The following is a 21,960-nucleotide window of genomic DNA, read 5'->3' on the forward strand; positions in this document are numbered from 1 at the left end:
TCAATGCTTTTCAGCGGGCAAAAGTCAGGATTATGACGAAGTGCACATAATTGGTAGTGCTTTGTAACATTTACAGGAAGGCGAGGAATGACGGGCAATTCTCAGGTTTTTCAGTGGCAAGGCGCGGGATCGCTTTCCTTTTTTATCATCTTTTTAATTTTGGCAATGATACAAACTTTTTTTTAAAAAATAAGTAGCACCTCATTGACCTGTTATTTTCAGAACGCCTCTTTAGTCCCTGGCTTAATACTCTGATCGTTAAATAAAAAAAACGCCGCATAATGCGGCGTTTGTCTCTCATTGACCAGAACAGGAATATTATTCGCCGATCTTCGTCCAGGTATCACGCAGGCCTACGGTACGGTTAAATACCGGTTTTTCCGCCGTGCTGTAACGGCTGTCCAGGCAGAAGTAACCTTCACGTTCGAACTGGAACGCTTTGCCCGCTTCAGCCGCTTTCAGGGATGGCTCCGCATAACCCTGCTTAATCACCAGCGATTCCGGGTTGATGGTCGCCAGGAAGTCTTCCGCCGCACCTGGGTTAGGCACGCTGAACAGACGATCGTAAAGACGGATCTCGACCGGCAGCGCGTGGGTTGCGCTCACCCAGTGGATAACGCCTTTCACCTTGCGGCCATCCGCCGGATCTTTACTCAGCGTTTCAGCGTCATAAGAACAGAAGATGGTGGTGATATTCCCTTCCGCATCTTTTTCAACGCGCTCGGCTTTGATGACGTAAGCATTACGCAGACGCACTTCTTTACCCAGCACCAGACGCTTGTACTGCTTGTTGGCTTCTTCACGGAAGTCAGCGCGGTCAATCCAGATCTCGCCGCTGAACGGCACGTCACGGCTTCCCATTTCCGGTTTGTTCGGATGGTTAGGCATGGAGACCAGCTCGCTCTCGCCCTGCGGATAGTTCTCGATGACCAGTTTCACCGGATCGATAACGGCCATCGCGCGCGGGGCGTTTTCGTTGAGATCTTCGCGAATGCAGGATTCCAGAGAGGCCATCTCAATGGTGTTGTCCTGCTTGGTCACGCCGATACGCTTGCAGAATTCACGGATTGACGCCGCGGTGTAGCCACGACGGCGAAGACCGGAGATGGTCGGCATACGCGGGTCATCCCAGCCTTCAACGTGCTTGTCGGTCACCAGCAGGTTCAGCTTACGCTTGGACATCACGGTGTATTCCAGATTCAGACGAGAGAACTCGTACTGGCGCGGATGCACCGGAATGGTGATGTTATCCAGCACCCAGTCGTACAGACGACGGTTGTCCTGGAACTCCAGCGTACACAGCGAGTGGGTGATGCCTTCCAGCGCATCGCTGATGCAGTGGGTGAAGTCGTACATCGGGTAGATGCACCACTTGTTGCCAGTCTGGTGGTGTTCAGCGAACTTAATACGATACAGCACCGGATCGCGCATCACGATGAAAGGAGATGCCATGTCAATTTTGGCACGCAGGCAGGCTTTGCCTTCTTCGAAACCACCGGCACGCATTTTTTCAAACAGCGCCAGGTTCTCTTCCACGCTGCGATCGCGGAACGGGCTGTTTTTGCCCGGCGCGGTCAGCGTACCGCGGTACTCACGGATCTCATCTGCAGACAGTTCGTCAACATACGCCAGACCTTTGTTGATAAGCTCTACCGCGTAGGCATACAGCTGATCAAAGTAGTCAGAGGAGTAGCAGATATCGCCAGACCAGTTGAAGCCCAGCCATTGCACGTCATTCTTGATGGACTCAACGTATTCGATGTCTTCTTTTACTGGGTTGGTGTCATCGAAACGCAGGTTGCACTGTCCCTGGTAGTCTTGCGCAATGCCAAAGTTCAGGCAGATGGATTTCGCATGCCCGATATGCAGGTAGCCGTTCGGCTCCGGCGGAAAACGGGTATGAATTGTGGTGTGCTTACCACTGGCCAGATCTTCATCGATGATCTGACGAATAAAGTTACTCGGGCGGGCTTCAGCCTCACTCATCGTGGATTCCTCAAAGCGTAAACAACGTATAACGGCATATGATCTTATAAGCCGGACGTAGTGACAACCCTTAAAACGTCGCTGAAGAAAATAATGGGGGCATTTGCTGCAAAAAAAAGCGGCGGAGGATATCCCCCGCCGCTTAAGGCATGACTCTACTCAGGAGCGATTACTTGCCTTTAATCTCGTACAGCAGGGTTTGACCCGCAACAACCTGACCTTTCGCCTGAATGACCAGACCGCTGAAGTCGTCGATGTTGCTGCAAACCACCGGGCTAATCATGGAACGCGCGTTGGCATTCAGGAAGTCCAGATCCATTTCCAGAATCGGCTGTCCGGCCACCACTTCAGCGCCCTCTTCCACCAGGCGAGTAAAGCCCTGACCATTCAGCGCAACGGTATCGATACCCATGTGGACAACGATCTCCGCGCCCTTTTCGGTTTCGAGGCAGAACGCGTGGTTGGTGTTGAAGATTTTCACGATGGTACCGGCAGCAGGAGACACCACGGTTTTATCCGTTGGTTTCACCGCCACACCGTCACCGACCGCTTTGCTGGCGAACGCTTCATCAGGTACCTGCTCAAGGTCAACCACGTCACCCGTTACCGGAGAGACCAGCGCGGCCACCGTCACGACGTTAGGCACGGCCTGCGGCTTCGCTACCGGGGCAGCCGTCGACGCAGGTGCGCTGTCGGTTGACGCCGCCGCGACCGGTCCACGGGCAACCACTTTCTTCATTTCGTCACCGATGGATTCCGCTTTGGCGCCCACGATAACCTGGATAGTTTGTTTGTTCAGTTTAACCACGCCCGATGCACCAAGGCGTTTACACATTGCGTCGCTGACGCGCGCAGAGTCACCCACCGTCAGACGCAGACGGGTGATGCAGGCGTCAATGGCTTTCAGGTTGTCAGTCCCCCCGACAGCAGCGATATAGCTGGTCGCCAGCTGAGTCAGACCCTCTTCGGTATTGCTGTTGGCTTCGTTGGTGACCACTTCGTCTTTGGTGTCTTCGCGGCCCGGCGTTTTGAGGTTAAACATACGAATAACCGCAGTGAACAGCACGAAGTAGATGACGAAGAAGACCAGACCCATTACCACCAGCATCCAGACGTTCTTGCTTGCCGCCGGCAGGTTGTACATCAACACGTAGTCGATCGCGCCTGCAGAGAAGGAGAAGCCAGCATGGATACCCAGCAGGGTCGCCACAAACAGGCTGATACCGGTAAGCACCGCATGCATGAGGTACAGCACCGGCGCCAGGAACATGAACAGGAATTCCAGCGGCTCGGTTACGCCGGTCAGGAACGCGGTAATCGCAACGGACAGCAGCATGCCGCCAACCATTGGGCGACGCGCTTTTGGCGCAGCCAGGTACATTGCCAGCGCAGCGCCCGGCAGACCAAACATCATGATTGGGAAGAAGCCAGACATGAACATGCCTGCGGTGCCGTCACCCGCGTAGAAGCGGTTGATGTCGCCGTGGAATACGGTGCCCGCAGCATTGGTGAACTCACCAATCTGGAACCATGCGATAGTGTTCAGCACCTGATGCAGACCGGTTGGGATCAGCAGACGGTTGATAAAACCAAAGATACCTGAGCCCACTGCACCCGCTGAAACAATCCACTCACCGCCCGCATGGATCGCATGCTGTACCGGTGGCCAGACGTAGCCAAAGATAGCGGCCAGAACCAGACAGAAGAAGCCCGTCGCGATCGGCACGAAACGTTTGCCGCCAAAGAAACTCAGGAAGTCTGGCAGCTTAATGTTTGCCCAGCGGTTGTACACAGCACCACCGACCAGACCGGTAATGATACCTGCCAGCACGCCCATGTTGATTTCCGGGTTAATCGTTACCATCGCTTTCGTCAGGATGAAATAACCGACTGCCCCTGCCAGCGCTGCAGCACCCGCGCTGTCTTTTGACCAGCTTGAGGCAACACCGATGGCGAAAATCAGCGCCAGGTTGTCAAAAATAGCACCGCCAGCCTGAGCAATAAACGGTACGTTAAGAAGATCGGGTTGCCCGAATCGCAGCAGCAATGCTGCAACCGGTAGCACGGCGATAGGGAGCTGCAAAGCCCTACCGAGGCGCTGGAAAAAACCTAAAATATTCATCCTATTCCCCCTACGAGACCCGTTTTTCAGGCTCGCGCATAAACTATGTTTTTATTGTGTCACGAACGATAGATACCGTTGATAATTCACTGGCAGTCTGAGTGTGTGAAAAATTAATTCGTATCGCAAATTAAACACCTATTTTTTGTGATTTTTGTCACCAAATATCGTATTCAGCCCTCCCTTACACTGGCTAACAGCGAAAACTTATTTTATCATTCAAAAAATCAAGACGGATTGATCCGGCCTGAAAGTTTCCAGGTTACGCTTTAGTATCAGGTTCCGAAGCCATCCGCCCACTCTTCTACTTAAACTTTGAGGTGAACAATGAGACTGATTCCCCTGGCAACTGCTGAACAAGTCGGTAAATGGGCCGCTCGCCATATCGTAAACCGCATTAACGCGTTCAAGCCGACCGCCGATCGTCCTTTCGTTCTTGGCCTTCCGACCGGCGGCACGCCGCTGACCGCTTACAAGGCGCTGGTTGAGATGCATAAAGCAGGCCAGGTTAGCTTCAAACATGTTGTGACCTTCAATATGGATGAATACGTTGGCTTACCGAAAGACCACCCGGAAAGCTACCATAGCTTTATGCACCGCAATTTCTTTGATCACGTTGATATCCCTGCTGAAAATATTAACCTGCTGAATGGAAACGCGCCGGATATTGACGCAGAATGCCGTCAGTATGAAGAAAAAATCCGTTCCTACGGTAAAATCCACCTGTTCATGGGTGGCGTAGGTAATGATGGTCATATCGCGTTTAACGAACCGGCGTCCTCTCTGGCTTCTCGTACCCGTATTAAAACGCTGACCCATGACACGCGCGTGGCAAACTCCCGCTTCTTTGACGGTGACGTTAACCAGGTTCCAAAATACGCCCTGACCGTAGGCGTAGGCACCCTGCTGGATGCCGAAGAAGTGATGATTCTGGTGCTGGGCGGCGTGAAAGCGCAGGCGCTCCAGGCTGCTGTTGAAGGCAACGTTAACCATATGTGGACCATCAGCTGTCTGCAGCTGCATCCTAAATCAGTCATCGTCTGCGACGAGCCGTCGACGATGGAGCTGAAGGTTAAGACGCTGAAATACTTCAACGAGTTAGAAGCCGAGAACATCAAAGGTCTGTAATTGAATAACCGCCTCTTTTTCAAGAGGCGGCCGCTTTTTTTAACCGGGGGTCGTTATGTACGCTTTAACCCACGGTCGGATTTATACCGGCCATGAAATTCTGGATGACCACGCGATTGTTATCGCGAATGGCCTGATTGAACGTGTTTGCCCGCTGGCAGAACTGCCGCCGGAGATTGAACAGCGCTCACTCAATGGAGCAGTAATCTCCCCCGGTTTCATCGACGTACAGCTCAACGGCTGCGGCGGTGTGCAATTCAATGATACCGCCGATGCGGTAACGGTAGAAACGCTGGAGATCATGCAGAAAGCCAACGAGAAATCGGGCTGCACCAGCTATCTGCCGACGCTCATCACCAGCAGTGATGACCTGATGAAGCAGGGCATCCGCGTGATGCGCGAATATCTGGCCAAACACCCAAATCAGGCGCTCGGTCTGCACCTTGAAGGGCCATGGCTGAACATGGTCAAGAAAGGAACGCATAACCCGGATTACGTGCGTAAGCCCGATGCGGAGCTGGTTGACTACATGTGTGCCAACGCCGATGTGATCACCAAAGTGACGCTGGCACCGGAAATGACCGGCACGGACGTCATCAGCAAGCTGGCCGCCGCCGGAATTGTGGTTTCAGCAGGCCACTCAAACGCCACGCTGAAAGAAGCGAAAGCCGGTTTCCGCGCGGGCATTACCTTCGCGACGCACCTGTATAACGCCATGCCGTATATCACGGGGCGTGAACCGGGTCTGGTCGGGGCGATTCTGGATGAGCCAGACGTCTACTGCGGCATTATCGCGGACGGCTTACACGTCGATTACACCAACATTCGCAATGCCAAGCGGCTGAAAGGTGACAAGCTTTGCCTGGTGACGGACGCTACCGCGCCGGCAGGTGCAAATATTGAGCAGTTCATTTTTGCCGGTAAAACAATATACTACCGCAATGGACTGTGTGTGGATGAAAACGGTACGCTGAGCGGTTCCTCTTTGACCATGATTGAAGGGGTACGTAACCTGGTTGAGCACTGCGGGATTGCGCTTGAGGAAGTCCTGCGCATGGCAACCCTTTATCCGGCCCGCGCAATCGGCGTGGATAAACAGCTCGGCGGAATTGCACCAGGTATGGTTGCAAACCTGACGGCATTCACACACGATTATAAAATTATTAAGACCATCGTTAATGGTAACGAGGTCGTCACTGAGTAAGTAAAAGTATGACACCTGGCGGACAAGCTCAAATCGGTAATGTCGATCTCGTTAAACAACTTAACAGTGCGGCGGTATATCGCCTGATTGACCAACACGGACCCATCTCGCGGATTCAGATAGCCGAACAAAGCCAGCTTGCTCCCGCCAGCGTGACAAAAATTACCCGCCAGCTTATTGAGCGCGGTCTGATCAAAGAAGTCGATCAGCAGGCCTCTACCGGGGGCCGCCGCGCCATCTCTATTATTACCGAAACCCGCAATTTCCAGGCGATTGGCGTCCGGCTCGGCCGTCATGACACCACGCTCACGCTGTACGATCTGAGCAGCAAAGCCATTGCGGAAGAGCATTATCCCCTTCCGGAACGCACCCAGGAGACGCTGGAGCATGCGCTGCTGAATACTATCGCGCAGTTTATTGAAAGCTGTCAGCGCAAGATCCGCGAACTCATCGCCATCTCGGTGATACTGCCCGGTCTGGTCGACCCGGAAAGCGGCGTGATCCGCTATATGCCGCACATTCAGGTTGAAAACTGGGGGCTGGTCGACGCGCTGGAAAAGCGCTTCAAAGTGACCTGCTTTGTGGGCCATGACATCCGCTCTCTGGCGCTGGCAGAGCACTACTTTGGTGCGAGCCAGGACTGCGAAGACTCTATTCTGGTGCGCGTCCACCGCGGAACGGGCGCAGGCATTATCTCTAACGGCCGAATCTTTATTGGCCGCAACGGTAACGTCGGTGAGATCGGCCACATTCAGGTTGAGCCCCTTGGGGAGCGCTGCCACTGCGGCAACTTTGGCTGCCTTGAAACCATCGCCGCCAACACGGCCATCGAGCAGCGCGTTCGCCATCTGCTTGAACAGGGTTATCAAAGCCGCGTCACGCTGGACGACTGCAAGATAGGCACCATCTGCAAAGCCGCTAATAAAGGCGACGCGCTGGCCTGTGAAGTGATCGAGCAGGTGGGGCGCCATCTGGGAAAAACCATTGCCATCGCCATTAACCTGTTTAACCCACAAAAAGTGGTAATCGCCGGTGAAATTGTGGAAGCGGAAAAGGTGCTGCTCCCCGCGATTGAAGGCTGTATTAACACCCAGGCGCTGAAAGCATTCCGCCAGAATCTTCCGGTGGTTCGTTCAAAGCTTGACCATCGTTCGGCGATTGGCGCGTTCGCGCTGGTCAAACGCGCCATGCTCAACGGAATTCTGCTCCAGCATTTGCTGGAAAGTTGATCGGACCTTATAGTAACGCCTTCTTTTTTTTAATGTCGGACTGTCCATGACCATTAAGAATGTAATTTGTGATATCGACGGCGTGCTGATGCACGACAACGTTGCAGTGCCGGGTGCTGCGGAGTTTCTTCACCGCATCATCGACAAAGGAATGCCTCTGGTTCTTCTCACGAACTACCCTTCTCAGACCGGTCAGGATCTGGCAAACCGCTTTGCCACGGCAGGGGTCAACGTCCCGGACAGCGTGTTTTATACCTCGGCGATGGCCACGGCGGATTTTCTGAAACGTCAGGAAGGGAAAAAAGCCTATGTGGTCGGTGAAGGCGCGCTGATCCATGAGCTGTATAAAGCGGGCTTTACCATCACCGACGTCAACCCGGACTTTGTGATTGTGGGTGAAACGCGCTCCTACAACTGGGAGATGATGCATAAGGCATCCTTCTTTGTGGCTAACGGCGCGCGCTTTATTGCGACCAACCCGGATACCCACGGTCGTGGTTTTTATCCGGCCTGCGGTGCGCTGTGTGCCGGTATCGAGAAGATCTCCGGGCGCAAGCCGTTCTACGTCGGCAAGCCCAGCCCGTGGATCATCCGTGCCGCACTCAACAAGATGCAGGCCCACTCAGAAGAGACCGTGATTGTCGGCGACAACCTGCGCACCGATATTCTTGCCGGTTTCCAGGCAGGTCTGGAGACGATTCTGGTCCTGTCAGGCGTCTCTCAGCTTGATGACATTGACTCAATGCCGTTCCGCCCAAGCTGGATTTACCCCTCCGTCGACGAAATCGACATCATCTGATACCGAACCACGCCTCAGGGCGTGGTTTTTTATTTTCTCGCCTGCAAAACATGGTCACATCTAAAGAAAAAGCGTTTTCATTGCATAATCATCAATAAAAGCGCTCATGAGATACGCATTTTTCACCGATCCGCAACCACCATTGCACTATTTCCGTTTTCACCCGTAAAACGCTTGCGCGCCCTGCCCCTTTGCGGCATTTTCATAAGCAAGCAACATTACAAAGCAACAGGGTTAACGGAGAAGGTTATGTGTTCAATTTTTGGCGTACTGGATATTAAAACTGACGCAGGCGAACTGCGTAAAAAGGCACTCGAACTGTCCCGCCTGATGCGCCATCGCGGACCGGACTGGTCAGGCGTTTACGCCAGTGACAAAGCGATTCTGGCTCACGAACGTCTGTCTATTGTTGACGTCAACGCCGGTGCACAGCCGCTGTATAACGAGAAAAAAACGCACGCGCTGGCTGTCAACGGTGAGATCTACAACCATCAGGCGCTGCGCGCCGAGTACGGCGACCGCTACGCGTTCCAGACCGGGTCCGACTGTGAAGTGATCCTGGCGCTGTATCAGGAGAAAGGTCCTGAGTTCCTGGACGACCTGCAGGGTATGTTTGCCTTTGCCCTGTACGACAGCGAAAAAGACGCTTACCTGATTGGCCGTGACCACATCGGTATTATCCCGCTGTACATGGGCCACGATGAACACGGCAACTTCTACGTTGCCTCTGAAATGAAAGCCCTGGTGCCGGTCTGCCGCACCATCAAAGAGTTCCCTGCGGGTAGCTACCTGTGGAGTAAAGACGGCGAGATCCGTCCATACTACCAGCGTGACTGGTTCGATTACGACGCGGTAAAAGACAACGTCACGGACAAAGCCGAGCTGCGTCAGGCGTTGGAAGATTCCGTGAAAAGCCACCTGATGTCAGACGTACCTTACGGCGTGCTGCTCTCTGGCGGTCTGGACTCCTCCGTGATCTCCGCAATCACCAAGAAATTTGCGGCTCGTCGCGTGGAAGATCAGGAGCGCTCAGAAGCCTGGTGGCCACAGCTGCACTCCTTTGCCGTGGGCCTGGAAGGCGCGCCGGATCTGAAAGCCGCGCAGGAAGTCGCAAACCACCTCGGCACCGTGCACCATGAAATTCACTTCACCGTGCAGGAAGGCCTGGATGCGATCCGCGATGTGATCTATCACATCGAAACCTATGACGTAACAACCATCCGCGCTTCAACGCCGATGTACCTGATGTCGCGTAAGATCAAGGCGATGGGCATCAAAATGGTGCTCTCCGGTGAAGGTTCTGACGAAGTGTTTGGCGGCTACCTGTACTTCCATAAAGCGCCAAACGCCAAAGAGCTGCACGAAGAGACCGTGCGTAAACTCCAGGCGCTGCATATGTTTGACTGTGCGCGTGCCAACAAAGCGATGTCGGCATGGGGTGTCGAAGCGCGCGTGCCGTTCCTGGATAAGAAATTCCTCGACGTGGCGATGCGCATCAACCCGCAGGACAAGATGTGCGGCAACGGAAAAATGGAAAAACATATCCTGCGTGAATGTTTTGAATCCTACCTGCCAACGAGCGTGGCATGGCGTCAGAAAGAGCAGTTCTCCGATGGCGTAGGCTACAGCTGGATCGACACCCTGAAAGAGGTGGCGGCGAAACAGGTTTCTGACCAACAGCTGGAAACCGCAAGCTTCCGCTTCCCGTACAACACGCCGGGATCGAAAGAAGCGTACCTCTACCGTGAAATCTTTGAAGAATTGTTCCCGGTACCGAGCGCTGCGGAGTGTGTGCCGGGTGGCCCGTCCGTCGCCTGCTCGTCTGCCAAAGCGATTGAATGGGATGAATCGTTCAAATCCATGAACGATCCGTCAGGACGTGCGGTAGGCGTTCACCAGTCAGCCTACAAATAATCGTGCATTTCATCATCAGGCCCTGCGGGGCCTGATTTTTTTGCCCCGCTTTTGCACAGCTAAAACCGATTAATAACCAATAATTGCCGAATATTCGGTCACGCTGTTCGCAACCTAACCAAACAGTCACATTCCGGCTATTTTCGTTGAAAAAGGTGTTGACGCTGCAAGGGTCTATACGCATAATGCGCCCCGCAACGCCGATAAGGTAACGCGAAAAAAGATGGCTACGTAGCTCAGTTGGTTAGAGCACATCACTCATAATGATGGGGTCACAGGTTCGAATCCCGTCGTAGCCACCATCTTTTTTGCGGGAGTGGCGAAATTGGTAGACGCACCAGATTTAGGTTCTGGCGCCGCAAGGTGTGCGAGTTCAAGTCTCGCCTCCCGCACCATTCCCGGGTAAGCGTTGCACGGATGGGGTATCGCCAAGCGGTAAGGCACCGGTTTTTGATACCGGCATTCCCTGGTTCGAATCCAGGTACCCCAGCCATATTTCTTCGATTTTGCGGTTCTCCGCGGTATTGGGGTATCGCCAAGCGGTAAGGCACCGGTTTTTGATACCGGCATTCCCTGGTTCGAATCCAGGTACCCCAGCCATCGAAGATTGCAGTACTGGCTACGTAGCTCAGTTGGTTAGAGCACATCACTCATAATGATGGGGTCACAGGTTCGAATCCCGTCGTAGCCACCAAATTTAGATTATCGATGTTGTTCGGTAATGAAAAAAAATTGTTGGGGTATCGCCAAGCGGTAAGGCACCGGATTCTGATTCCGGCATTCCGAGGTTCGAATCCTCGTACCCCAGCCAATTTAAAAAAGTCGTTAAGCAGCTTGTTTAACGCAATTGGGGTGTCGCCAAGCGGTAAGGCTCTGGTTTCTGATACCAGCATTCCGGGGTTCGAATCCCTGCACCCCAGCCACTTAGTAACAAAAAAGCCCGCTCTGCGGGCTTTTTTGTTTTTGTACAAAATTGTGCGGCCTGATTCCCCCTCACCCTTACCCTCTCCCCAAAGGGGCGAGGGTAAAGTCGGAGCAAAGATTAAAGTCCGAGAGCGTACTTCAGGGCCTGACGCTTCAGGCCACCGGCGCGTTCCGCTGCCATCAGGCCTATGTTACGCAGAATACGCACCGGGGCTACGTCATTGCTAAACCCGGCATAGAACAGATCCATTCCCGACTGCATGAGGAAGTTATCCGCCATACGCCGCGTCTGATAACGCTTCAGCACCTGATGGCTGGCCCAGTTTTCCGCGTGTCCGCGGGCGCTGCCCAGCACATCCAGTAAGGCATCGACGTCACGATACCCCAGGTTCACGCCCTGCCCGGCCAGCGGATGAATGGTGTGTGCCGCATCCCCCACCAGCGCTAAGCCTTCGCGGGCATACTGCAACGCATGACGGCGCGTAAGCGGGAACGCCCCGGCGGCGACCGGCGTGACGTGTCCCAGACGGCTCGGGAAGTGCAGCAGAATTTCGCGCTGCAGCTGTTCCATGTTCATTCCCTGCAGCTGGCGAATGCGCGCCGGTTTGTCATACCACACCAGCGACGCCCAGTTATCGAAGAGCGGTAAAAAGGCGTGCGGGCCGTTCGGCGTAAAGTGCTGCCAGGTGCTTTCACCCGGCGCATTCTCGCACCTGGCGGTAATCAGCATACAGGACTGTTCATACTGCCAGGCATGAACCCCGATCCCCGCCATCTGTCTGACCTGCGAGTTAGCGCCATCCGCCCCGATGACCAGCTTCACGGACAGCTCATCGCCGCTGTCGAGCGTCAGTAGATAGCCGCTCTCGTGAGGATGCAGCGCCTTAAGCGACGCAGGAACGCGCAGCGTCACCTTCGGGTGCGCCTCCAGCGCCTGCCAGAGCGCCAGCTGGAGCACGTTGTTTTCCACCATATAGCCCAGGCGCGGCAGCTTCAGCTCCGCGGCATCAAACGCGACGTGGGCATTTTCCCATTCCCAGGTTTCAAGACGGCTGTAAGGATGGGCGCGCATCGCCAGCACCGTCTCCCAGACGCCCAGCCCGCGCAGCAGATCGACGGACGACGCGCTGATAGCGGAAATGCGCACATCCGGTTTACTGGCGGGATCGTAGGCTGGCGGAGCCGCCTGTTCGATTACCGTTACCTCAAATCCCTGCTGCGCCAGCCCCAGCGCCAGCGCGCCGCCGACCATACCGCCGCCGACAACGGCAACTTCGGTGTGTTGGAGTGTCATGGTCAATTTTCCTTATTGGAGAATCCCTTAAGTTTACCGGATTTTTGCGGTCCTGAGACACACAACCTTCATACTGGTCACAACCCCACCAAAGCATTACAATACGCGGCTTGCAATCCTGAGCTGAGCAAGTCGATGACTAAAAAACTCCATATAAAAACCTGGGGCTGTCAGATGAACGAATACGATTCATCCAAGATGGCCGATCTGCTGGATACCACCCACGGATACCAGCTGACTGAAAATGCGAAAGAAGCCGATGTGCTGCTGCTGAACACCTGTTCAATTCGTGAAAAAGCGCAGGAAAAAGTCTTTCACGTGTTAGGCCGCTGGAAACTTCTTAAACGAAAAAATCCGGACCTGATCATCGGCGTGGGCGGCTGCGTCGCGTCGCAGGAAGGCAAGCTGATCCGCCAGAGAGCCCCGTATGTGGACATTGTCTTTGGCCCTCAGACCCTGCACCGTCTGCCTGAGATGATCAATCAGGTCCGCGGTAACCGTAGCCCGGTCGTTGACGTCAGCTTCCCGGAAATCGAAAAATTTGACCGTCTGCCTGAGCCACGTGCCGATGGCCCGACCGCCTTCGTCTCCATCATGGAAGGTTGCAACAAATACTGCACATACTGCGTGGTGCCGTACACCCGTGGTGAAGAGGTCAGCCGCCCGGCAGATGACATTCTGTTTGAAATCGCGCAGCTTGCCGCGCAGGGTGTGCGCGAAGTGAACCTGCTGGGCCAGAACGTTAACGCCTGGCGCGGTGAGAACTACGACGGCACGACCGGCAGCTTTGCCGAGCTGCTGCGTCTGGTGGCCGCAATTGACGGCATCGACCGCATTCGCTTTACCACCAGCCATCCGATGGAATTTACCGACGACATTATTGACGTCTATCGCGATACGCCAGAGCTGGTGAGCTTCCTGCACCTGCCGATCCAGTGCGGCTCGGACCGCGTGCTGAACCTGATGGGCCGCCCGCATACGGTGCTGGAGTATAAATCCACCATCCGCAAGCTGCGTGAAGCGCGTCCGGATATCCAGATTAGCTCTGACTTTATCGTCGGCTTCCCTGGCGAAACCGCTGATGACTTCGAGCGCACCATGAAGCTCATCGGCGAAGTGAACTTTGACGTCAGCTACAGCTTCATCTTCTCCGCGCGTCCTGGAACACCGGCGGCCGATATGGTTGACGATGTGCCGGAAGAAGAGAAAAAGCAGCGTCTGTATATTCTGCAGGAGCGTATCAACCAGCAGGCCAACGCCTGGAGCCGCCGCATGCTCGGCACCGTTCAGCGCATTCTGGTGGAAGGTACTTCCCGCAAGAGCATTATGGAACTCTCTGGTCGTACCGAAAATAACCGCGTGGTGAACTTTGAAGGCACCCCGGATATGATCGGTAAATTTGTGGACGTCGAGATTGTCGAAGTGCTGACCAACTCGCTGCGCGCGAAGGTCGTCCGCACCGAAGACGAAATGGGCCTGCGTATCGCAGAGTCACCGCAATCCGTGATCTCGCGTACCCGCAAAGAAAACGATTCTGGCGTTGGGATTTACCAGCCCTAATCCTTCAGGCCTGCCTCTTTTGGCAGGCCTTGTATTTCCTCTCATCGCCCCCAATATCTTCCGCAACGCTTGCGCCTTTATTCTGTGGCGTGAATAATTTCGGTAATGACCGTTTTATTGCGCCGTGTGGCAGCGGGTCAGTTAATCAATCAAAGAGGAACAGTTTGAACATAGATACGCGTGAAATTAGCCTTGAGCCAGCAGACAACGCTCGCCTGCTGAGCCTGTGCGGGCCGTTTGATGACAACATCAAACAACTGGAGCGACGTCTGGGTATCGAAATCAATCGTCGCGATAATCATTTCAAACTCACCGGACGCCCTATCTGCGTCAACGCCGCTGCGGACATTCTGCGTAGCCTGTATGTCGACACCTCCCCCATGCGCGGCGAAATTCAGGATATCGAACCGGAGCAGATTCACCTCGCCATTAAAGAGGCGCGCGTGCTTGAGCAGAGCGCGGAGAGCGTGCCGGACTATGGCAAGGCGATCAACATTAAGACCAAGCGTGGCGTCATCAAGCCGCGTACGCCAAACCAGGCGCAGTACATCGCCAATATTCTCGACCACGACATCACCTTCGGCGTGGGGCCGGCGGGTACGGGTAAAACCTATCTTGCCGTTGCCGCAGCGGTCGATGCGCTGGAGCGTCAGGAGATCCGACGTATCCTGCTGACCCGCCCTGCCGTTGAGGCCGGTGAAAAACTGGGCTTCCTGCCAGGCGATCTGAGCCAGAAGGTCGATCCGTATCTGCGTCCTTTATACGATGCGCTGTTCGAAATGCTGGGCTTTGAGAAGGTCGAGAAGCTCATTGAGCGTAACGTTATCGAAGTGGCCCCGCTCGCCTACATGCGCGGCCGCACGCTGAACGATGCGTTCATCATTCTCGATGAGAGCCAGAACACCACCATCGAACAGATGAAGATGTTCCTGACGCGTATTGGCTTTAACTCGAAAGCGGTGATTACCGGCGACGTCACCCAGATTGACCTGCCGCGCAGCACCAAATCGGGCCTGCGCCACGCCATCGAGGTACTGGCCGAGGTCGACGAAATCAGCTTTAACTTCTTCCACAGTGAAGACGTGGTACGCCACCCGGTGGTCGCGCGTATCGTTAACGCTTATGAAGCCTGGGAAGAGGCGGATCAGAAGCGTAAGGCCGAACTGGCCGCAGAACGTAAGCGCGAAGCGCAGGAGCAAGAACAGAAATGAGTCAGGTGATCCTCGATTTACAGCTGGCCTGTGAAGACAATTCCGGCATGCCAGATGAGGCACAGTTTCAGAAATGGCTGGATGCCGTTATCCCGCAGTTTCAGGAAGAATCAGAAGTCACGATTCGCCTGGTGGATGAAGCAGAAAGCCATGAGCTTAACCTGACCTATCGCGGGAAAGATAAGCCGACCAACGTGCTCTCTTTCCCGTTCGAAGCCCCACCGGGCATCGAGATGCCGCTGTTGGGCGATCTGATCATCTGCCGTCAGGTGGTTGAACAGGAAGCCAAAGAGCAGCAGAAACCCCTTGAAGCCCACTGGGCGCACATGGTGGTACACGGCAGCCTGCATCTGCTCGGCTACGATCATATCGAAGACGACGAAGCGGAAGAGATGGAGTCCCTCGAGACAGAGATAATGCTTGCTCTGGGCTATGAGGATCCGTACATTGCCGAGAAAGAATAGTCCGTCACCTGACTGACTCACCTGCCGCCACGAAAGGACATCGCGTGGCGGTAAACGTTGAACTAACAAGAGAACCCTTAACAAACGCCATGAGCGACGACAATTCACACAGTAGCGACACGACAACCAGTAAAAAGGGATTTTTCTCCCTCATTCTGAACCAGCTTTTCCACGGCGAACCCAAAAACCGTGATGAACTGCTGGAGCTGATTCGTGATTCCGGGCAGAACGACCTTATCGACGAAGATACGCGCGAAATGCTCGAAGGGGTTATGGACATCGCCGACCAGCGCGTTCGCGATATCATGATCCCCCGCTCGCAGATGATCACCCTGAAACGTAACCAGACCCTGGACGAGTGCCTCGATGTGATCATCGAATCCGCCCACTCGCGTTTCCCGGTCATCAGCGAAGACAAAGATCACATCGAAGGGATTTTGATGGCGAAAGATCTGCTGCCGTTTATGCGCAGCGATGCCGAAGCCTTCAGCATGGAAAAAGTGTTACGCCAGGCCGTGGTTGTGCCGGAAAGTAAACGTGTGGATCGGATGCTGAAAGAGTTTCGCTCTCAGCGTTACCACATGGCGATTGTTATTGATGAATTTGGTGGCGTCTCCGGTCTGGTCACGATCGAGGATATCCTTGAGCTGATCGTGGGCGAAATCGAAGACGAGTATGACGAAGAAGAGGATATCGACTTCCGTCAGCTCAGCCGCCACACCTGGACCGTGCGTGCGCTGGCCTCCATTGAGGACTTCAATGACGCCTTCGGGACCCACTTCAGCGATGAAGAGGTCGATACCATTGGCGGGCTGGTGATGCAGGCCTTTGGCCATCTCCCGGCGCGCGGTGAGACCGTTGACATCGACGGTTACCAGTTCAAAGTAGCCATGGCCGACAGCCGACGTATTATACAGGTTCATGTCAGAACGCCGGACGACTCACCGGTGCCAAAACTGGAAGATTAATGTAAATGGCATTTGCCCCATTGCTTGAACGCCAGCGCGTCCGTTTGCTGCTGGCGCTGTTACTCGGAGCCAGCGGTACGCTGGCTTTTTCTCCTTACGACATCTGGCCTGCGGCCATTCTCTCCCTGATGGGGCTTCAGGGTCTGACCCTGAATCGTCGTCCGGTACAGGCTGCTGCTATCGGCTACTTCTGGGGACTGGGGCTGTTTGGCTCAGGTATTAACTGGGTCTACGTCAGCATCGCCCAGTTTGGCGGTATGCCGGGCCCGGTTAACGTCTTCCTGGTGGTACTGCTCGCCGCCTATCTCTCGCTTTATACCGGTCTGTTCGCCGGCATCCTTTCTCGCCTGTGGCCCAAAACCAGCTGGCTGCGCGTCGCCATTGCCGCACCGGTAGTCTGGCAAATCACGGAATTCCTGCGCGGCTGGGTGCTGACCGGCTTCCCGTGGCTGCAGTTCGGCTACAGTCAGATTGACGGCCCGCTCAAAGGCCTGGCGCCGGTCATGGGCGTTGAGGCCATTAACTTCCTGCTCATGGTGGTCAGCGGCCTGTTGGTCCTGACGCTGGTCACGCGCGGCTGGAAGCCGCTAGCTGTGGCGCTGGTGCTGTTCGCTCTTCCCTTCCCACTGCGCTATATCCAGTGGTTCACGCCTGAGCCCGCGCGCGCTATGCAGGTTTCCATGGTTCAGGGGAACATCCCGCAGTCCATGAAGTGGGACGAGAAAGAGCTGCTGAATACGCTGAAGATCTACGCTAACGCCACCGAAGAGGTGATGGGTAAATCGCAGCTGATTATCTGGCCGGAGTCTGCCATTCCCGATCTGGAGATCAACCAGCAGCCATTCCTCAACATGATGAACGACCTGCTGCTCTCGCGTGGCAGCACGCTGATCACCGGGATTGTCGATGCGCGTCTGAATCAGCAGAACCGCTACGACACTTACAACACCATCATTACGCTCGGCAAAGACAGCGAATACAGCTACCACTCCACTGACCGGTACAACAAGAACCACCTGGTGCCGTTTGGTGAATTTGTGCCGCTGGAGTCGATTCTGCGCCCGCTGGCCCCGTTCTTCGATCTGCCGATGTCCTCCTTTAGCCGCGGCCCGTACGTTCAGCCTCAGCTGCACGCGCACGGCGTTGCCCTGACGGCGGCCATCTGCTACGAAATCATCCTCGGCGAGCAGGTGCGCGATAACTTCCGTCCGGATACGGACTATCTGCTGACCATCTCTAACGATGCCTGGTTTGGTAAGTCAATCGGCCCGTGGCAGCACTTCCAGATGGCACGCATGCGCTCCCTGGAGCTGGCGCGTCCGTTACTGCGCAGCACCAACAACGGTATCACCGCCGTGATTGGCCCGCAGGGTGAAATCCAGGCCATGATCCCACAGTTCACCCGTGAGGTACTAACCACTCACGTCACCCCAACCACGGGGCTGACGCCATACGCCCGTACCGGCAACTGGCCGCTGTGGATCCTGACCGCGCTGTTCGGCTTTGGCGCGGTGCTGATGAGCCTGCGCCAGCGTCGTAAATAACCTTCCCTTCTGTTGCCGGGTGGCGGCTACGCCTTACCCGGCCTACCTTCAACATTTCCGTTCCCGTAGGTCGGGTAAGGCGCAGCCGCCACCCGACAATTCCCTCCAGACTCCAATTCTGGCACGCCTATTGCTTTGTTTATTCAGGTAAACGCCGTTTGGCTTAACGTGCAACTTTGTCGCACCAGCGTAGATCATCGGTAGCACCGAAACGGTGCAACGGGAGATATTTGCCTCTGAATGGTGCGGCGCGCTTCGCAAAAATAAACAATAACGCAGCAAAATCTTTACATTAAGCCAGACTAAATGTTAACAAGCTTGCATAACACTGCACTCGCATTGCGCGAGATATAACAACATCACAATGGGTATCAATGCGTCTCTGGCGCTGATAAGAAAGGAGTTGGGTATGCAATTACGTAAACTGGCCACAGCAATGCTGGTTATGGGAATGTCTGCAGGCGTGGTTCACGCTGAAGATGCGCCAGCAGCAGGCAGCACTCTCGACAAGATTGCCAAAAACGGCGTCATCGTGGTCGGCCACCGTGAATCTTCTGTCCCGTTCTCTTACTACGACAACACGCAAAAAGTCGTGGGTTATTCACAGGATTACTCCAACGCTATCGTTGAAGCCGTGAAGAAAAAGCTGAACAAACCTGACCTGCAGGTGAAGCTGATCCCAATCACTTCACAGAACCGTATTCCACTGCTGCAAAACGGCACCTTTGATTTCGAGTGTGGCTCCACCACCAACAACCTCGAGCGTCAGAAGCAGGCAGCCTTCTCTGACACCATCTTTGTTGTAGGCACCCGCCTGCTGACGAAGAAAGGCGGTGAGATTAAAGACTTCGCTGACCTGAAAGGCAAAGCGGTCGTTGTCACCTCCGGTACCACGTCTGAAGTGCTGCTGCACAAGCTGAACGACGAGAAGAAAATGGATATGCGCATCATCAGCGCGAAAGACCATGGCGACTCCTTCCGTACCCTGGAAAGCGGCCGTGCCGTCGCGTTTATGATGGATGATGCCCTGCTGGCGGGCGAGCGTGCGAAAGCGAAGAAACCTGACAACTGGGATATCGTCGGCACCGCGCAGTCGAAAGAAGCCTACGGCTGTATGCTGCGTAAAGACGATCCGCAGTTCAAAAAGCTGATCGATGACACCATCGCTCAGGTGCAGACCTCCGGCGAAGCGGAAAAATGGTTCGACAAATGGTTCAAGAACCCGATTCCACCTAAAAACCTGAACATGAATTTTGAACTGTCTGACGACATGAAAGCGCTGTTCAAATCTCCAAATGACAAGGCTCTTAACTAATTAGAACAACAGGGGCGGGATCTCCTGCCCTCTCGATTGTCGGGAAGCATGGACAGACTATACGTTGAGTGGTCGTTCCCCACTCAGCGCGAAAAATGAGCTTCTCACCAATCTTCGAGGGTAGCGCTGCTACCCTTTTTTTTCTGGAGTTTATTATGTCAATCGACTGGAACTGGGGCATATTTCTGCAACAAGCCCCGTTCGGCAACACCACCTATCTTGGCTGGCTGTGGAGCGGCTTTCAGGTCACCGTGGCATTATCGATAACGGCGTGGATCATCGCGTTTCTTGTCGGTTCTCTGTTCGGTATTCTGCGCACCGTCCCTAACCGTTTTCTTTCAACGCTTGGCACCCTCTATGTGGAACTGTTCCGTAACGTTCCGCTGATCGTGCAATTCTTTACCTGGTATCTGGTTATCCCGGAACTGCTGCCGGAAAATATTGGCATGTGGTTCAAGTCGGAACTGGATCCGAATGTGCAGTTCTTTGTCTCCTCCATGATGTGTCTGGGGCTGTTTACCGCTGCGCGCGTTTGCGAGCAGGTTCGTGCCGCCATTCAGTCATTACCCCGTGGACAAAAAAATGCGGGTCTGGCGATGGGATTAACCCTGCCACAAACCTACCGCTACGTGCTGCTGCCTAACGCCTACCGCGTCATCGTTCCGCCGATGACCTCCGAGATGATGAACCTGGTGAAAAACTCGGCCATCGCCTCAACCATCGGCCTGGTCGATATGGCTGCACAGGCGGGCAAGCTGCTGGATTACTCCGCTCACGCGTGGGAATCCTTCACCGCGATCACGCTCGCGTACGTTCTGATTAACGCTTTCATCATGCTGGTGATGAACCTGGTTGAACGCAAAATTCGCCTGCCGGGCAACATGGGGGGCAAATAATGTACGAATTTGACTGGAGTTCTATCGTTCCATCCATGCCTTATCTGCTTGATGGACTGATGATTACCTTAAAAATCACCGTTATTGCCATTATTGTCGGTATCGTCTGGGGCACCCTGCTGGCCGTCATGCGCCTGTCGAGCTTTAAGCCGCTCGCCTGGTTCGCGACCGCCTACGTTAACGTGTTCCGCTCCATCCCGCTGGTAATGGTGCTGCTGTGGTTTTACCTGATCGTGCCCGGCTTCCTGCAAAACGTACTGGGGCTGTCGCCGAAAACCGATATCCGTCTGATCTCGGCGATGGTGGCGTTCTCGATGTTTGAGGCCGCTTACTACTCGGAGATTATCCGTGCGGGCATTCAGAGTATCTCCCGCGGGCAATCCAGTGCCGCGCTGGCGCTGGGGATGACGCACTGGCAGTCCATGCAGCTCATTATTCTGCCGCAGGCGTTTCGCGCCATGGTTCCGCTCCTGCTGACCCAGGGTATCGTGCTGTTCCAGGATACCTCTCTGGTCTACGTGCTGAGCCTGGCAGACTTCTTCCGTACCGCGTCAACCATCGGTGAGCGTGATGGTACGCAGGTTGAGATGGTGCTCTTTGCGGGTGCGGTCTATTTTGTGATTAGTTTAAGCGCGTCGCTGTTGGTCAGCTGGCTGAAGAAAAGGACGGTACAATGATTTCCCTGAAAAATGTTTCTAAATGGTATGGGCACTTTCAGGTGCTGACCGACTGCTCCACCGAAGTGAAAAAAGGCGACGTGGTAGTGGTGTGCGGACCGTCTGGTTCCGGTAAATCGACGCTGATCAAAACCGTCAATGGTCTGGAGCTGGTCCAGCAGGGCGAGATCGTCGTCAACGGTACCAAAGTCAACGACAAGAAAACCAATCTTGCCCAGCTTCGCTCTCACGTTGGCATGGTGTTCCAGCATTTTGAGCTGTTCCCTCACCTCTCCATTATTGAGAACCTGACGCTGGCCCAGGTGAAAGTGCTCAAGCGTGATAAAAAAGCGTCGCGCGAGAAAGGCCTGAAGCTCCTGGAACGCGTTGGCCTCTCTGCGCATGCCGATAAGTTCCCGGCGCAGCTTTCCGGCGGCCAACAGCAGCGTGTGGCGATCGCCCGCGCGCTGTGCATGGATCCGGTTGCCATGCTGTTTGATGAGCCAACGTCGGCGCTCGATCCGGAGATGATCAACGAAGTGCTGGACGTGATGGTCGAACTGGCGCACGAAGGGATGACCATGATGGTGGTGACCCACGAAATGGGCTTCGCCCGTAAGGTGGCCAACCGCGTGATCTTTATGGACGAAGGGAAAATTGTCGAAGATTCCCCGAAAGAGGAGTTCTTCGCCAACCCGAAATCCGAACGTGCGAAAGATTTCCTCGCCAAAATCCTGCACTAATCT

Annotated in this window: 17 protein-coding genes and 7 tRNA genes; 21 read left to right on the forward strand and 3 right to left on the reverse strand. The window is 54.7% G+C overall.

All coding sequences use genetic code 11. From position 1 onward, the window contains the following. Positions 1 to 318 precede the first annotated feature (318 nt). Both glnS and nagE read right to left on the reverse strand, forming a co-directional pair. Complete coding sequence (gene glnS / locus BMW97_RS07890) at positions 319 to 1,986, reverse strand: glutamine--tRNA ligase (protein WP_045909581.1); 1,668 nt, start codon at positions 1,984 to 1,986, stop codon at positions 319 to 321. A 169-nt stretch (positions 1,987 to 2,155) separates the two neighbouring features. Then, the gene (gene nagE / locus BMW97_RS07895; RefSeq protein WP_045909582.1) at positions 2,156 to 4,108 is read right to left on the reverse strand and encodes a PTS N-acetyl glucosamine transporter subunit IIABC; all 1,953 of its coding nucleotides are present in this window, start codon (positions 4,106 to 4,108) and stop codon (positions 2,156 to 2,158) included. Between the two features lie 327 nt (positions 4,109 to 4,435). Here nagE and nagB point away from each other — a divergent pair, with 327 nt between their 5' ends. The 12 genes from nagB to BMW97_RS07955 all read left to right on the forward strand — a co-directional run bounded on the left by nagB (position 4,436) and on the right by BMW97_RS07955 (position 11,305). Then, a complete protein-coding gene (gene nagB / locus BMW97_RS07900) occupies positions 4,436 to 5,236 on the forward strand; it encodes a glucosamine-6-phosphate deaminase (RefSeq protein ID WP_008501061.1) in 801 nt (266 codons plus the stop codon). A 55-nt stretch (positions 5,237 to 5,291) separates the two neighbouring features. Then, positions 5,292 to 6,440: an N-acetylglucosamine-6-phosphate deacetylase gene (nagA, locus tag BMW97_RS07905; protein ID WP_023343588.1), complete on the forward strand. Its 1,149-nt coding sequence runs from the start codon at positions 5,292 to 5,294 to the stop codon at positions 6,438 to 6,440. An 8-nt stretch (positions 6,441 to 6,448) separates the two neighbouring features. Then, entirely contained in the window at positions 6,449 to 7,669 is a 1,221-nt protein-coding gene (locus BMW97_RS07910) for a DNA-binding transcriptional regulator NagC (protein ID WP_021242995.1), read from the forward strand. Positions 7,670 to 7,715: 46 nt separating this feature from the next. Continuing rightward, complete coding sequence (gene nagD, locus BMW97_RS07915) at positions 7,716 to 8,468, forward strand: ribonucleotide monophosphatase NagD (RefSeq protein ID WP_025756350.1); 753 nt, start codon at positions 7,716 to 7,718, stop codon at positions 8,466 to 8,468. 249 nt (positions 8,469 to 8,717) lie between these two features. Further along, positions 8,718 to 10,382 carry an asparagine synthase B gene (asnB, locus tag BMW97_RS07920; protein WP_090392631.1) on the forward strand — a complete coding sequence of 555 codons (1,665 nt, stop codon included), beginning with the start codon at positions 8,718 to 8,720 and terminating at the stop codon, positions 10,380 to 10,382. Positions 10,383 to 10,607: 225 nt separating this feature from the next. Continuing rightward, positions 10,608 to 10,684 (forward strand) — tRNA-Met (locus BMW97_RS07925). 8 nt (positions 10,685 to 10,692) lie between these two features. After that, positions 10,693 to 10,777: transfer RNA gene (locus BMW97_RS07930), tRNA-Leu, on the forward strand. A 23-nt stretch (positions 10,778 to 10,800) separates the two neighbouring features. Next, a tRNA-Gln gene (locus BMW97_RS07935) sits at positions 10,801 to 10,875 on the forward strand. 32 nt (positions 10,876 to 10,907) lie between these two features. Next, positions 10,908 to 10,982: transfer RNA gene (locus tag BMW97_RS07940), tRNA-Gln, on the forward strand. Positions 10,983 to 10,999: 17 nt separating this feature from the next. Next, positions 11,000 to 11,076, forward strand: a tRNA-Met gene (locus BMW97_RS07945). Between the two features lie 42 nt (positions 11,077 to 11,118). Further along, positions 11,119 to 11,193: transfer RNA gene (locus tag BMW97_RS07950), tRNA-Gln, on the forward strand. 37 nt (positions 11,194 to 11,230) lie between these two features. After that, positions 11,231 to 11,305 (forward strand) — tRNA-Gln (locus tag BMW97_RS07955). A 119-nt stretch (positions 11,306 to 11,424) separates the two neighbouring features. On the opposite strand, the gene ubiF is transcribed toward BMW97_RS07955, so the two are convergent. After that, positions 11,425 to 12,600, reverse strand: a complete 1,176-nt coding sequence (ubiF, locus tag BMW97_RS07960; RefSeq protein WP_045909584.1) for a 3-demethoxyubiquinol 3-hydroxylase — start codon at positions 12,598 to 12,600, stop codon at positions 11,425 to 11,427. A gap of 135 nt (positions 12,601 to 12,735) precedes the next feature. On the opposite strand from ubiF, the gene miaB reads away from it, so the two are divergent. The 9 genes from miaB (at position 12,736) to BMW97_RS08005 (ending at position 21,957) form a co-directional block, all read left to right on the forward strand. Continuing rightward, complete coding sequence (gene miaB, locus BMW97_RS07965; RefSeq protein WP_045909585.1) at positions 12,736 to 14,160, forward strand: tRNA (N6-isopentenyl adenosine(37)-C2)-methylthiotransferase MiaB; 1,425 nt, start codon at positions 12,736 to 12,738, stop codon at positions 14,158 to 14,160. Positions 14,161 to 14,324: 164 nt separating this feature from the next. Beyond that, a complete protein-coding gene (locus BMW97_RS07970) occupies positions 14,325 to 15,371 on the forward strand; it encodes a PhoH family protein (protein WP_008501053.1) in 1,047 nt (348 codons plus the stop codon). After that, positions 15,368 to 15,835, forward strand: a complete 468-nt coding sequence (gene ybeY, locus BMW97_RS07975; RefSeq protein WP_008501052.1) for an rRNA maturation RNase YbeY — start codon at positions 15,368 to 15,370, stop codon at positions 15,833 to 15,835. The genes BMW97_RS07970 and ybeY overlap by 4 nt, the downstream gene beginning before the upstream one ends. Before the next feature lie 89 nt (positions 15,836 to 15,924). Then, positions 15,925 to 16,803 (forward strand): CNNM family magnesium/cobalt transport protein CorC, encoded by an 879-nt coding sequence (gene corC / locus BMW97_RS07980; protein WP_021242574.1) that lies wholly within the window; start codon positions 15,925 to 15,927, stop codon positions 16,801 to 16,803. A gap of 5 nt (positions 16,804 to 16,808) precedes the next feature. After that, entirely contained in the window at positions 16,809 to 18,347 is a 1,539-nt protein-coding gene (gene lnt, locus BMW97_RS07985; protein ID WP_045909586.1) for an apolipoprotein N-acyltransferase, read from the forward strand. Positions 18,348 to 18,756: 409 nt separating this feature from the next. Further along, positions 18,757 to 19,662 (forward strand): amino acid ABC transporter substrate-binding protein, encoded by a 906-nt coding sequence (locus BMW97_RS07990; RefSeq protein ID WP_008501049.1) that lies wholly within the window; start codon positions 18,757 to 18,759, stop codon positions 19,660 to 19,662. 155 nt (positions 19,663 to 19,817) lie between these two features. After that, positions 19,818 to 20,558: a glutamate/aspartate ABC transporter permease GltJ gene (gltJ, locus tag BMW97_RS07995; RefSeq protein ID WP_008501048.1), complete on the forward strand. Its 741-nt coding sequence runs from the start codon at positions 19,818 to 19,820 to the stop codon at positions 20,556 to 20,558. Then, entirely contained in the window at positions 20,558 to 21,235 is a 678-nt protein-coding gene (gltK, locus tag BMW97_RS08000) for a glutamate/aspartate ABC transporter permease GltK (protein ID WP_008501047.1), read from the forward strand. Before gltJ ends, gltK begins: the two co-directional genes overlap by 1 nt. Continuing rightward, positions 21,232 to 21,957, forward strand: coding sequence for an amino acid ABC transporter ATP-binding protein (locus BMW97_RS08005; RefSeq protein ID WP_045909587.1), 726 nt, complete (start codon positions 21,232 to 21,234; stop codon positions 21,955 to 21,957). The genes gltK and BMW97_RS08005 overlap by 4 nt, the downstream gene beginning before the upstream one ends. Positions 21,958 to 21,960: the final 3 nt, after the last annotated feature.

It is taken from the genome of Enterobacter sp. NFIX58 (assembly GCF_900110475.1).
GTDB classification, from domain to species: Bacteria; Pseudomonadota; Gammaproteobacteria; order Enterobacterales; family Enterobacteriaceae; genus Enterobacter; species Enterobacter quasiroggenkampii.